Raw genomic sequence first — 13,350 nt, forward strand, 5'->3', positions numbered from 1 at the left:
CCACTTATGGAAAATAATAAGGCTGCCGCCGACAACAAACCCCGCGGCTTCGCAAGGCATCGCCGCGAGGACATGATCGGCAAAATCTATACTTACCTTTGCGTATTAATGCTGATCGTCGTCATCGTGGCGATCGTGTACTTCGTAGCTTCGAAAGGATTGGCGACGTTCTTCAAAGACGGAGTCAGCCCGATCGAATTCCTGTTCGGCACAAACTGGAGTCCGGACGGCGATAACCCGTCCTTCGGCGCATTGCCGTTCATCGGCGGCTCGTTCGTCGTCTCGATGTTGGCTGCTCTGATCGCGGGACCGCTCAGCATCTGTGCGGCATTGTTCATGACCGAGATCGTTCCGGGCAAAGGCAAACGGATCCTTCAACCGGTTATCGAGCTGTTGTCGGGCATTCCTTCCGTCGTATACGGCTTTATCGGTCTGACCGTGCTGGTTCCGTTCATCTCGACCTTGACCGGCGGGGACTCGCTGGGTTACGGTGTGGCTGCGGGGGCACTCGTGTTGTCCGTCATGATCCTGCCAACCATCACGAGTATCGCAGCAGATGCATTGGCTTCGCTTCCGCGCGGCATGCGCGAAGCGTCGTATGCACTGGGCGCGACGCGCTGGCAGACCATCTACCGCGTCGTGCTGCCGACTTTGGCGCCTTCGCTGTGGACAGGCGTCATCCTCGGTATCGCGCGGGCCTTCGGCGAAGCGCTCGCCGTGCAGATGGTTATCGGCAACGCGCCGTTCCTGCCGACGTCGCTGTTGACATCGGCTTCCACGCTGACCAGCGTCATCACGTTGAACATGACGAATACTTCGACCGGATCGGTTCAGAATAACGTCCTTTGGAGCATGGCTTTGATGCTGCTCTTCATGACCTTCGTGTTCATCATCATCGTACGGTTGCTCCAAAGGAGGAATAAGCTGTGAAAGCAAAAACTGCCGATAAAATCGCCACGGGCGTCATCATATTCTTTGCTGTACTGATCGTCGCCATTCTGGGCGGCCTGCTGGGCTTTATCCTGATCCGAGGCATTTCGCATATCGACTGGCACTTCCTAACTTCGCCTTCGCAAAACTTTAAGGCGGGCGGCGGTATCGGTCCCCAGCTGTTCAACTCGCTCTTCCTGCTGGTGCTGACCATGATCATTACCGTACCGCTCGGCTTGGGCGGCGGTATCTACATGGCGGAATACGCGAAGGAAAACAAACTGACGGGCTTTATCCGCCTGGTCGTCGAAGTATTGTCGTCCTTCCCGTCGATCGTCGTCGGTTTGTTCGGTCTGTTGCTGTTCGTCAACACGTTCGGATTCGGCTACTCGCTGCTGTCCGGCGCGATCGCGCTCGCGATCTTCAACCTGCCGCTGATGGTACGGATCACGGAGCAAGCATTCCGCGCCGTTCCTCGCGAGCAGAAGGAAGCCGGACTTGCGCTCGGTTTGTCCAAATGGAAAATCATTACGTCGATCTTGCTCCCGGTTGCATTGCCGAGCTTGATCACCGGTACGATTCTGGCCGCCGGCCGCGTCTTCGGCGAAGCGGCAGCGCTGCTGTTCACGTCCGGCATGACGACGCCGCCGCTGGACTTCACCGACTGGAATCCGTTCCATGCGCGTTCCCCGATCAACCCGATGCGTTCGGCCGAAACGCTTGCCGTGCACATCTGGAAGGTCAACAGCGAAGGACGCATCCCGGATGCGAAGGATGTATCCGCAGGCGCTTCGGCCGTGCTCGTCATCATGGTGCTGATCTTCAACCTGGTGGCGCGTTGGTTCGGACGCGTCGTGTATCGCAAAATTACCGCTTCCAAACAAGTGAACTAGGAGGGCTTCCGTTATGCAGACCAGTACGCAACCTCGCTTCGGTACGGAAGAACTGAGCGTGTTCTACGGAACCAACGAAGCTGTCAAAAAAATAAACATGGAATTCCCCGAGAAGAGCGTAACCGCCCTGATCGGACCGTCGGGCTGCGGGAAATCAACATTCCTGCGTTCCCTGAACCGGATGAACGACGAGATCGCGTCCGCGAAAGTGGTCGGCAAGATCTGGATGGACGGACAGGATCTGAACGATAAAGAAACGGATGCGGTCACGCTTCGCCAAAAGATCGGCATGGTTTGGCAGCGTCCGAACCCGTTCTACAAGTCGATCTATGAAAACATCGCTTTCGGCCCGAGATACCATGGCACGAAAAGCAAAAAGCAGCTGGACGAGATCGTCGAGCAGAGCCTGCGCCGCGCAGCTCTGTGGGACGAAGTCAAAGACCGTTTGAAAGAATCGGCTTTGGCTCTCTCCGGCGGCCAACAGCAGCGTCTGTGCATCGCGCGCGCGCTGTCCGTCAGTCCTCAGATCCTGTTGCTCGACGAGCCGGCATCCGCGCTTGACCCGGTATCGACCGGCAAGGTGGAAGAGTTGATCATCGAGTTGAAAAAAGAACTTCGCATTGTGATCGTGACGCACAACATGCAGCAGGCCGCGCGCGTGTCCGATTCGACCGCATACTTCTATCTGGGCAACCTGATCGAGCACGACGAGACGACGAAGCTGTTCTCGAATCCCTCCAACCAAATGACTCAGGAATACATCATGGGTCGCTTCGGTTAAAAAGGCATGCGATCCGAAAGAGACTTCTTGAGTCCGTCTTTCGGCCGCAGGCTTGAAATCATTCATACGATTTGAATTTGGACCGTTCTCTTCGAAGCGAAGAAGAACGGTCTTTTTTATTTTATCCCAATAGTTCTTTTTTGATTTTTAACCGGTTAACGATTTTCGTTGAACTCCATCCCGCGATCAAGTACGATAAACCAATGAGAAACATTCCCGATACGGAAAGGATGAACCCCATGTCCGAAGCTTCCAAACCGCAGCAAAGCGCAAATGATCCTTATTCCGATCAAATATCCGTTCGATCGAACACGGTCGTTTTCGATCCGTCTTTGATACAGCCCCAGTTCTATATGAGCGCCGAACCGAAGCCGGGTGCCGCGGCTTCGGCGACGCTGGCCGAGTTATCCACGCCGGAAGGAGCCGAACCTTTCCTTCGCGCGTTTGCCGACGTTTTGCAAGCGCCCGATCTTCAGGCGGCCGTGACCTATTTTTGCAGTTGGTTCAGCGGAACGGTGAATGCTTCCTTGTATTTCCCGGCGGTCGCAGGCTTGCGTCCGGACTTTTCGGCCGGGAACTTGAGCGCGCAGCTGTTCGCTTTGGATAACGGAGGCCATTCGCTCTATATCGTGATCGATAGCCGATCAGCCGAGCGGGCGCCTGAAGACGCGAGTGCCCGCGATAATTGGACGGAAGAAGGCTTACGGTCTTTTTATGAAAAAACCTGCCGACCGTTATTCGAAAATTTCGCGGCCGTGTCCGGTCTTGCCGTCGGCATGGTCTGGGCGCAGCTTCCCGGACGATTGAATTACTTTGCGGAAACGTGGCGCACCCACCCGGAGATCGGCCCGATGCTCGCCCCGCCCCGCGAACGGCTGGAACGCGCTTATGAGCAAACCAAGCAGTTGAATCCCGAAATTTTCGGGCGCAAAAAGAATCCGTTCGATCTGCGCTTCCGCTATATCGAGCATCCGACCGATCCGTCCCAACAGATTCAAATGCGTCCAAGCTGCTGCTTATATCATGTGCTGCCCGAATCGGAATACTGCTATACCTGTCCGAAACTGACTGAAAAAGACCGGGCCGAACGCAGGGAGAAGTTGAAAGCGCAATGACAACCGAGATCGGTTTGAGCCGATACGCGTTTCTAACGGAGGCGCTTACGATTGTCGTCGTGTCCGATACCCATATGCCGCGCATGGCCAAAGCTTTGCCGCCCGCGCTTGTCGCCGAATTGCCCAACGCCGATCTGATTCTTCACGCCGGCGATTGGACCCGAACGGAGGTTTATGACCTTCTTGCCGCTTACGCGCCCGTCGAGGGCGTAGCCGGGAATAACGACGGTCCCGAGATCTCGGACCGTTGGGGTTACCATCGCATCGTCGAGATCGGCGACCGTCGGATCGGTTTGACCCACGGCCATTTGGGACGCGGCAGCACCGCCGACAAGGCCAGAGCCGTTTTCGAAAATGAACAAGCGGACCTGATCGTGTTCGGACATTCGCATATTCCTTTCTTTTCCCGAGAAGAGGGCACGGGCAGCGGCTCGTCCGTTGCGCTGTTCAACCCCGGTTCCCCGACCGATAAACGCCGCCAAGCGCAGTTTTCTTTCGGAATCTTGACCCTGCAGGACGGCCGGATCGACTGCGAGCATCGGTATTACGACTCGGAAATTTGAGTTGTCGCAGGCGCCGAGAGCCGGTTTCGACCTGCGCTTCGTTGTCCTTTCAGGACAAAGGCGCTTCGGTTCGAAACCGGCTCTCGGCTGGGTAGGAGGAAGAAGGGAATTAATACATCAAACATTTAAAGCTTGGACAGGCAATAAGCAATCGAAGCCACTGCATTTGGATCATCTATAGAGCCTAATCCCTAATTTTAAAAAACACTTACCAGCTTACGAATCCATGCTCGTAAGCTATTTATCTTTTACGCAAATTTCAAAACGCCATCTCAAGTTAAAGAAATTTCTGCTCTTTTTTCCTTCCCCTTTTCCGAGCGTGCCAAGCGGAGGGAGAAATTCAGTGAAAGGCGCCTTTGAACCCGGGATTTGCCGTTTGAATGTATATTCAAATGGCAAATCCCGGGTGAGACAGCGCCTTGAAGGAATTTCTCCCGCAGCGCCCACCACGCTCCCTCTCCTTTGACCATATAAACAGAGTGTCTTATAATGGGACTTTAACCCAAAACACTTTAATCAAAGAAGGTAGTCCATTCATGAAACCATTTTCGTTCCAATCCAAACCGTCGCGCAAACCGGATCGTTTGTTTCTCGCGTCGGTTAGCATTTTGTTCGCGAAGCTGTTGATGCTGCGCGGATTTTTCTACGGCGATTTCGAGTTCAGCGGCGTATTCATCGATTTGTTCACCGCTCTCGGCGTCACTTGTTTGTTCGAACTGATTCTCCCGCGTCGTCTTCGGGTCGGCGTGGCATGGGGAGTCAATGTGATATTGTCCGCCGTTTTCTTTTCCGCGGCGGTCTACCATTCGTACTTCGGCTCCGTGCCGACGTACGTCGTGCTCGGTTCTCTCGGTCAGGTGCCGGAGGTGGGGAATATGGTCGGAGGCTTGATCAAGCCTGCTTATTTTATTTTCTTTGCCGATCTGCTGGCCGTGGCGCTGCCGTTATGGGTGCAAAAGGTACACCGGGCGAAATCGCGCAAGGCATTGTCATTCGGCGGTTCGCCGAAAAGCGCGCGTGCTTCCTGGGGAGGTACAGCGGGCCGCATGAGCCGGATCGTCGTGTCCGCGGTTCTTGTCGTCTGCTTGCTGCTGTCCGGCGTATGGATCAACCGGGGTTCCGCGATCAGCAACGAAATCGTTCGCGCGGAAAATATCGGTTTTATCAACTATCAAGTCAGCACGGCGATCGAGAAGCGTAAAGAACGCGATTTTCTCGCTTCGACTTCCCCGGAAGAGGTCGCGCGGCAGGTAAAGGAGCTTCAACAATCTTTCCCGTATACGGATGAGCAGAAGAACGATTCCACAGGCGCGTCTGCTGAAAATTCTCCCGCATACTTCGGAGCGGCCGAAGGCATGAACGTGGTCGTCGTTCAGATGGAGTCGTTCCAGAACTTCCCAATCCGCTACAAGCTGGACGGAGAGGAAGTAACGCCGAATCTGAACGCGTTGATGGACGAAAGCTTTTATTTTCCGCATATTTATCAGCAGATCGGGCAAGGTAATACGTCGGACGCCGAATTCATATCGAATACCTCGATCTATCCGACGGCGCAGATTGCGATGTCTACCGGCTACGGGGATCGCGTGATTCCGAGTTCTCCGAGAATGCTCGGCGACAAAGGCTACAAGACGGCGACGTTCCAGGTCAATAACGCTTCGTTCTGGGATCGCAATCAGCTTTATCCGGCGCTCGGGTTCCAGAACTTTTACGACAAACCGAATTACGACAACGATAAATTCAACAATTTCGGGGCTTCGGACGAAGAGATGTACCGCGTAGGCTTGGAAAAAATCGACGAGATGGCCGCAGACGGTTCGCCGTTTTATGCACAGTTCGTCACGACGGCCAGCCATGCTCCGTTCGACGTGCCTGAGGAGTTTCCGCAACTTGCCATTCCCGAGCGGTTGCAAAACACGCAGCTCGGCAAGTATTTGAATGCTCAACACTATACGGATTACGCGTTGGGCAAGCTGATCGACGGTTTGAAAGAAAAAGGATTGTGGGACCATACGGTGCTGCTCGTTTACGGAGATCATGGCGGACTGTCCACGGCGGAAAACGACCCTGCGTGGGTATCGTCGATGCTCGGCATTTCCTATGACGCCAACGCGAGCCGATTCAACATTCCGTTGGCGATCCGCGTTCCGGGCGTGGAAAAAGGCGAGACGGTCGAGCTGGCAGGCGGTCAAATGGACTTCGTGCCGACCTTGATGAACCTGCTCGGCATATCGTTGGAGCAAGAATCGTATACCGCATTCGGTCGCGACCTGCTCAATACCGACCGCAACGTAATCGGCATTCGCTATTATCTGCCAACCGGATCGTTCGTCGGAGACGGCGTTTTGTTTATCCCGGGAGAAGGCTTTGACGACGGAACCGCCATTTCGCTGGATACGCATGAAAAAATAAACGACATCGAACCTTATCGCGCAGACTACGAATATATTTTGCAGCTGATGAAGCTATCCGATGATTATGTAAAAGTGCTGCCCAAACGCGGATTATAAGGAGACTTACATGACTCAATCATCGACGCAACCGATTCGCTGCCGCTGGGTCAATGAAGACCCCTTGTATATTCGTTATCATGACGAGGAATGGGGCGTACCCGTTCATGACGACCGAAAGTGGTTCGAATTATTGACGCTTGAAGGCGCCCAGGCCGGACTCAGTTGGTATACGGTATTGAAAAAGCGGGATCGGTACCGCGAAGTCATGGACGGCTTCGATCCCGCGCTTGTCGCCGAATACGATGCCGAAAAGATCGAAAATCTGATGCAGGACGCAGGGATTATTCGGAATCGGATGAAGCTGGAATCAACGGTCAAAAACGCGAAAGCTTTTCTGCGCGTGCAACAGGAATTTGGAAGCTTCGACGCGTATATCTGGACGTTTGTGTCGGGCAAGCCCGTTATCGGGCATCGCGTCCGTCACGAAGATGTCCCGGCCAAGACCGAAATTTCGGATCGTCTGAGCAAAGATTTGAAAAAGCGCGGCTTCGGCTTTATCGGCAGTACGATCTGCTACGCTTTGATGCAAGCTTCCGGAATGGTCGATGACCATCTTGAGAATTGCTTCCGTAGTCGCTGCGAGCCTTCCGCCAATCGGTTGTTTACGGAAAATTGAGACAACAGAGAGACGAGTCGCCGTGCCCCCGGACAGGGTAATCAAGAGAGAAGGCGGCATGAGCCGCGCGATAGCGAAAGGGGCATACGGCCAATGAAAATCATGATTACCCAACAAGAAGCGATGCAGCGGAAAATTTGGAGCAAGATTATCGATATGTTCGGCCTGGAGCCGGACAAGGAATACTGGGAGACCGAACAATTTATTTTGACCGAAGAACAGGCGCGGGAAGTCGGGTTGATCCGTTAAAGCATGAAATCGAAAACGAACGCGCAAAAAAAGCGGTCAGGATTCGCCGATGCGATCCTGACCGCTTTTTTTGGCTGGAAAATTCAATTCGCAAGTTCAGACTACATGGTGCTGCATATCCGGGAACCATATGTTCGGAAGATCGTCTACGCTCATAGGGCGACAGATTAAGTATCCTTGAATCCCCGGGCAGCCCATATTCATCAGTTGAATTAACTGCTCTCCATCCTCCACCCCTTCGGCAACCACGTCCAGATTCATCGCGCGAGCCATCGCAAGCAGAGCAGAGATGACGGCGGGGTTCATTTGGACAATAAACGAACGGTCCAGCTTGAATTTATCGATCGGAATTTGCGCCAAAATGCCGAGCGACGAATATCCGGTTCCGAAATCGTCGAGCGAAATCGTATAGCCCTGCGCGCGCAGTTGATCCAGAATTGCGCAGATTTCTTCGAGATTGCGCATGACCAGCGATTCCGTCACTTCCAAGTCGAAGCGTTCGGGGGAGACCCCTTCTTCGGCCACGATGGCGTTCAGGCGTTCGACAAAATGCTCTTCCTCAAACTGCACGCGCGAAATATTGACGGCGACGCGTACGTTCGGACCGAACTTTTCGCTGATCTTGGGCAGGTCTTTGCAGGCTTGACGAATCACCCATTCACCAATCGGCACGATTAAGCCGGTTTCCTCTGCTACCGGTATAAAGTCAGCCGGGGAAACAAGACGCTTATGTCCGAGGTTCCAGCGAAGCAAAGCTTCGACTTCCACAACTTGATTGCGCGCAGCATCGAATATCGGTTGATAATGCAGCATCAATTCATCGCGTTCGATACATTGGTTCAGCGCGATTTCATAGTCGAATTTGACGACCTGATCATAGCGCAAAGCTTCATTGTATTCATGATACCGATTCCGGCCCTTGCTTTTTGCATAGTATAGGGCGATATCCGCTTGACGCAGCAGCGTGGACAGTTCGGTCCGTTCCGGCGAGGTAGAGATTCCGACGCTTGCGCTGACCCGAATCAGTCGATCTCCGAGCAGGAAAGGCTTATCGAGCACTTCCAGAATTCGCTTGGCTTGTTCTTCCGGTTTTGCAATCGGCGTCTCGCAGACAATGATAAATTCATCCGCTCCTTGGCGCGCAATGACGTAAGGAGGTCCGAAAGATTGGCGGAACCGCCCAGCTACCTCGATCAACAGCGTATCGCCGGTCTCGTGACCCAGCGCATCGTTGATGTTTTTGAAATTATCGAGATCGATCAGGAACAAGCCGAATGATTTATGCAAAAATTCATATAAAAAGCGTCGATTGAACAATTGCGTCAATTCGTCATGATAAGCATAGTGATGCAAATGTTGTCCGCGCTCCGAGCTTGTAATCATATCCCGCGTCACGCATGCAACCGCAGTAACCTCCCCGCGTTCGCCGAAGATCGGGGACAGGATGCTTTCTCCGCTCAGTGCGCCTGTCGGCAGCAAAGTTCCGTCGGCGAAACGAATACTTACCCGCTCGTCGATTACTTTCATGTATTTATGATGAAGGTATTTGCCCATCTCCGGCTCATGCGCGTACACTTCGGCAAAAGTCCGTCCCATATGTTCCGATCCGATCTGACTAAGCACGGCTGCTGCACGGTTCACGTACCGATAGCGGAATTGCTCGCCGTCCCAGTCCATCACATAGATGCAGTCCTCGAGCGCATGAAGGAACTGGGCAAGATGCGCATCTTGGTGTTTCATTTCTGTCATTCCGTAAAAGCCCTCCTTATCCGCTTGTATCCGAGATACCAAATTCGTATAGTCCTATCATACTATGTGCAAGCGACTACGCAAAGGGAAGAAAGGAGGATAGGGCTTTTAAATATAGCTTTAAGAGTTCCCATTTTTGAGGAAGGTTTGACGTTAATCGGTATCGGGTAAAAATGGGCATGCCTACAAGCTAATAGGGAGGAAACGAACATGATGAAAAAGATTTCGGCGACTTTTGCACGCGAAGAACAAGCCGTACAAGCGATTCATGACCTTCAGGAAGCCGGATACGATCGGGAAGATATCTCAGTAGTGACCAAAGATAAGAAAGAAGCGGAAGAGATCCGGAACGAAACAGGAACGAAAGCGCCGGAAGGGCTGGCGACGGGGGCGGTGACGGGCGGCGCGTTGGGCGGAGCCGCCGGCGTCCTCGCGAGCCTCGGCGCATTGGCTATTCCGGGTATCGGGCCGCTGCTTGCAGCCGGACCCATCGCGGCAGGCCTCGCGGGAGCAACGGTAGGCGCGGGAGTCGGCGGTTTGGCCGGAGGTTTTATCGGCCTGGGCATCCCCGAACAAGAAGCCGAATACTACGATGAAAGAGTGCATGAAGGCGATGTTCTCGTCATGGTAGACGCGGACGAAGCCATGCGCAGCCGGATCTACGAGATTTTCGGTCGCAACGGCGCGACTAACACTTCGTACTTCGATCCGGACGGAACTTCGAGAACGCCCGGGATGGCGCCCGTGGACGAAAGGGTTGCTCCTGCCGGAGTGGACGATGCCCATTTGCGCGAAGAGCCCGGTTCTGATCGAACGCGCCGTTCCAGCCATGATCCTGCGGACGATGCGGATTTCCGGGACTCGACCGATCCCAACCGCCAAGCTTCGAACCTGATTATCGGTCCAAACGATCGCCCTTACAAACGTTGATGCTGCGAAGATCCGCAATCCTGAACGGGCAAAAGCGGACGATATTAGAATACGACAAGAGCACAGGCTCCATGCCTGCGCTCTTTCTTTTTTGCCGATATGAATCGGATGTCCTGAAGTTTGGATTCAAATCGACGAATGCCGGGTCTTCCGCTGCGCGGAAAAAGAAAGCTTGCGCCGTTCTCCCCGATGGTACAGCCCATAATAAGCAACAAGCGACAACAGCACGGTCAGACCGCCTACCAAATACATGGTCGAATAGCCTGCCGAAGAAGCGATCAATCCCAGCAAGTAAGAGCCTAAGCCGTAACCAAGATCGAAAAAGACAAAATACGTGCCCGTCGCCAGTCCGCTGCGGTGCGCAGGTGCGGATTGGATCGCCAGCGTCTGGAAGCTTGGAATGATCGCGCCGTAACCGAGTCCGATTATCGCTGCCGTTAACAGGAAAAAGACTGCGGAGTCGGCCCGGCTGAGCGCGATCATCCCGACTGCGAACAAGGCGATACCGGGATACACAAGCACATGCGCGCCTCGGCGATCGAACAAACGGCCCGTGAACGGACGGGATAACAGAACCATGGCTGCGAAAACAATAAAGAAATAACTGGCGACGCTTTTCAAACCGATCGAATCGGCATACACCGAAATGAATGTGGAAATCGCGCCATAGGCAAACGCAATCAAAAATCCGGCGGCCGCTACGGGAATAGCACGGAACTCGATGAACCGTTTAATATCCCAAGCCCCCAGTTCGCTCGGTTTGCGCTCATGCTGAGGAATAGGAGTCATGACGCCGAACAGACAGGCCAGCGAAGCAAAAATCACCATCAATACAAATAGCACGGTGTAGCCTGCGCTTGCGGAAACGGACAATCCAACAAATGGACCAAATACCATGGCAAGGCTCATAAACAAGGTGAAATAGCCGATGCCTTCGCCTTTTCGCTCGCGCGGAATGACGTCAAGCACCACGGTGGACGTCGTGGTCGCCGCGATCCCGAAAGAAATCCCGTGTACGAACCGCAGCAGGAGCAGCATCGAATAATTAGGCACCCATAGATAGAAGAAACTGCACGCGGCAAACATGAACACAGAGAAGACCAACAGCTTTTTACGATTAATCTCATCCAGCCATTTGCCTGTCAGCGGGCGGAAGATGACGGCGGCGATCACGAATACGGTTGTCACCAGTCCGATTCCGTCCGCGCTTCCTCCAAGATGCGTCAACGCATATTCCGGTAACGTCACGGCCAAAATATAAAAGTTGATAAAAATAAAAAAACTGCTGAAACTTATCGTCAAAAAATTACGGCTCCACAATCGTTCTTTTTCCAACAAAATCGTCCTCCCGAATATCACCCGAAGCAAAAAGGATCAAATTTTCAAAATTTAATTGTCTAAACAACTATATAGGAAAAAGAAACTAATTGTCAATGCAATTGAGTGTGAACAGTAGCCGTTTTTATAGGAAATCAGTCTTAAGAAGGCCGCTTTTTGCTCGTTTTTAGCTTTCTTTATGGTATGCTGGAAGCATCCGGTTCGCCAGGGCCGATACGGAAGCGGAGGGGAAGCCATGTCGGAAGAAGTCAGTCGGGTACACCGAATTCCATTCAGCCGTATTCGCGGCGTGCTGGGAATTCGGCAAAAGATCACCAATGTATATGCGGATCACGTGAATCAATGCGTCGTCGTGGAGACGGATAAGAATGTGCGCAATCCGAGTACGATTATTGAAGTGAAAAATACGTATCTCGACGTGCGTAGGGTCAGCGCCGAAGAATATAATCGCATGCCTTACACGCCGAACGTGACCGACAAACTCAAGGCGCTGCTGGATGAGGCGGAACGCGAAGCGCTGCGAGAAAGTTTGCATCGGGCAATCGGAGAGACGGAGCATCGTTTGCAAGCCGAGATTTCGGAAGAAGAGCGTCGGCGGCAGGAGAATTTTTTGAAAAACGCGCGGCGTGCTTTTAACAAATTGAACGGCGACTTGTAAAGCCAAACGCGCGACTTTACGGACAAACAGCATACGGACTTGTTCCGTCCTTCGTTTCACGCTACAATGAACAAGTGTGAAATTCGGGACATAACCAATCAATGGAAAGCGAGCGGGATAGATATGGGTCGTAAATGGAATAATATTAAGGAAAAGAAAGCTTCCAAAGACGCCAACACCAGCCGGGTTTATGCTAAATTCGGCGTTGAAATTTATGTGGCAGCCAAGAAAGGCGAGCCGGACCCGGAATCGAACCGCGCTCTGAAGGTCGTACTGGAACGCGCCAAGACATACAACGTTCCGAAGGCAATCATCGACCGTGCCATGGACAAAGCCAAAGGCAGCGGTGACGAGACGTATACGGAACTTCGTTACGAAGGCTTCGGTCCGAACGGATCGATGGTGATCGTGGACGCGCTGACGAACAATGTCAACCGTACTGCTTCCGACGTTCGTTCCGCATTTAACAAAAATGGCGGTAACCTGGGCGTAAGCGGATCGGTAGCCTACATGTTCGACGAGACGGCGGTAATCGGGATCGAAGGCAAGAACGAAGAGGAAGTGTTGGAGCTGCTGATGGAAGCAGACGTGGACGCACGCGATATTTTGACTGAAGACGAATCGGTCATCATCTACGCGGCGCCGGATCAATTCCATGCCGTGCAAGAAGCGCTTCGCGCAGCCGGAATCGAAGAGTTTACCGTAGCCGAAATCACGATGCTGCCACAGACTTTCGTAACGCTGGATGCCGATTCGGAGAAAGCTTTCGAGAAAATGATCGACGCGATCGAAGATCTCGAAGATGTGCAACAAGTGTATCATAACGTCGATTCCGACGAAGAATAAGCTAACTGTATCAACAGAAAATAAAGCGGAGACCCGAATGGGTTTCCGCTTTTTTGTTTCTCAAGACAAAAGAGTGCGTGAAATATGTCTGAAAAAAAGATTAAACAAACATAAAACCACAGATTTAAAGTCTGAATATGTTGACTCACCCACAAAAAACAGGTAGGAT

General features: G+C 52.9%; 13 protein-coding genes. 11 read left to right on the forward strand and 2 right to left on the reverse strand.

The window, feature by feature from the left end:
- The first annotated feature begins 6 nt into the window (after window positions 1-6).
- The 8 genes from pstC (at window position 7) to SACSAC_RS28255 (ending at window position 7,660) form a co-directional block, all read left to right on the forward strand.
- Window positions 7-930, forward strand: coding sequence for a phosphate ABC transporter permease subunit PstC (pstC, locus tag SACSAC_RS15835; protein WP_037288075.1), 924 nt, complete (start codon window positions 7-9; stop codon window positions 928-930).
- Window positions 927-1,823 carry a phosphate ABC transporter permease PstA gene (gene pstA / locus SACSAC_RS15840; RefSeq protein ID WP_037288078.1) on the forward strand — a complete coding sequence of 299 codons (897 nt, stop codon included), beginning with the start codon at window positions 927-929 and terminating at the stop codon, window positions 1,821-1,823. Before pstC ends, pstA begins: the two co-directional genes overlap by 4 nt.
- Window positions 1,824-1,836: 13 nt before the next feature.
- On the forward strand, window positions 1,837-2,604 hold the full coding sequence (pstB, locus tag SACSAC_RS15845; RefSeq protein WP_037288081.1) for a phosphate ABC transporter ATP-binding protein PstB: 768 nt from the start codon (window positions 1,837-1,839) through the stop codon (window positions 2,602-2,604).
- Window positions 2,605-2,843: 239 nt separating this feature from the next.
- Window positions 2,844-3,719, forward strand: coding sequence for a (2Fe-2S)-binding protein (locus SACSAC_RS15850; RefSeq protein WP_037288084.1), 876 nt, complete (start codon window positions 2,844-2,846; stop codon window positions 3,717-3,719).
- On the forward strand, window positions 3,716-4,282 hold the full coding sequence (locus tag SACSAC_RS15855; protein WP_051507173.1) for a metallophosphoesterase family protein: 567 nt from the start codon (window positions 3,716-3,718) through the stop codon (window positions 4,280-4,282). Before SACSAC_RS15850 ends, SACSAC_RS15855 begins: the two co-directional genes overlap by 4 nt.
- A 536-nt stretch (window positions 4,283-4,818) precedes the next feature.
- Window positions 4,819-6,792, forward strand: a complete 1,974-nt coding sequence (locus tag SACSAC_RS15865) for an LTA synthase family protein (RefSeq protein ID WP_051507174.1) — start codon at window positions 4,819-4,821, stop codon at window positions 6,790-6,792.
- A gap of 10 nt (window positions 6,793-6,802) precedes the next feature.
- A complete protein-coding gene (locus SACSAC_RS15870) occupies window positions 6,803-7,411 on the forward strand; it encodes a DNA-3-methyladenine glycosylase I (RefSeq protein ID WP_037288090.1) in 609 nt (202 codons plus the stop codon).
- Between the two features lie 93 nt (window positions 7,412-7,504).
- Window positions 7,505-7,660 (forward strand): hypothetical protein, encoded by a 156-nt coding sequence (locus tag SACSAC_RS28255; RefSeq protein ID WP_169833783.1) that lies wholly within the window; start codon window positions 7,505-7,507, stop codon window positions 7,658-7,660.
- Between the two features lie 96 nt (window positions 7,661-7,756).
- Here the strand turns inward: SACSAC_RS28255 and SACSAC_RS15875 are convergent, their stop codons facing one another.
- Complete coding sequence (locus tag SACSAC_RS15875) at window positions 7,757-9,409, reverse strand: putative bifunctional diguanylate cyclase/phosphodiesterase (protein WP_037288094.1); 1,653 nt, start codon at window positions 9,407-9,409, stop codon at window positions 7,757-7,759.
- Between the two features lie 210 nt (window positions 9,410-9,619).
- On the opposite strand from SACSAC_RS15875, the gene SACSAC_RS15880 reads away from it, so the two are divergent.
- Window positions 9,620-10,339 carry a general stress protein gene (locus tag SACSAC_RS15880; protein ID WP_084778104.1) on the forward strand — a complete coding sequence of 240 codons (720 nt, stop codon included), beginning with the start codon at window positions 9,620-9,622 and terminating at the stop codon, window positions 10,337-10,339.
- 126 nt (window positions 10,340-10,465) lie between these two features.
- Here SACSAC_RS15880 and SACSAC_RS15885 read toward each other — a convergent pair whose 3' ends face one another.
- Window positions 10,466-11,674 carry an MFS transporter gene (locus SACSAC_RS15885; protein ID WP_037292979.1) on the reverse strand — a complete coding sequence of 403 codons (1,209 nt, stop codon included), beginning with the start codon at window positions 11,672-11,674 and terminating at the stop codon, window positions 10,466-10,468.
- Window positions 11,675-11,912: 238 nt separating this feature from the next.
- On the opposite strand from SACSAC_RS15885, the gene SACSAC_RS15890 reads away from it, so the two are divergent.
- Together SACSAC_RS15890 and SACSAC_RS15895 are read left to right on the forward strand one after the other, a co-directional pair.
- Window positions 11,913-12,335 (forward strand): hypothetical protein, encoded by a 423-nt coding sequence (locus tag SACSAC_RS15890; RefSeq protein ID WP_037288097.1) that lies wholly within the window; start codon window positions 11,913-11,915, stop codon window positions 12,333-12,335.
- Between the two features lie 123 nt (window positions 12,336-12,458).
- Complete coding sequence (locus SACSAC_RS15895) at window positions 12,459-13,181, forward strand: YebC/PmpR family DNA-binding transcriptional regulator (RefSeq protein ID WP_037288099.1); 723 nt, start codon at window positions 12,459-12,461, stop codon at window positions 13,179-13,181.
- Window positions 13,182-13,350 lie beyond the last annotated feature (169 nt).

The sequence above is a fragment of the Saccharibacillus sacchari DSM 19268 genome, from assembly GCF_000585395.1.
GTDB lineage: Bacteria > Bacillota > Bacilli > Paenibacillales > Paenibacillaceae > Saccharibacillus > Saccharibacillus sacchari.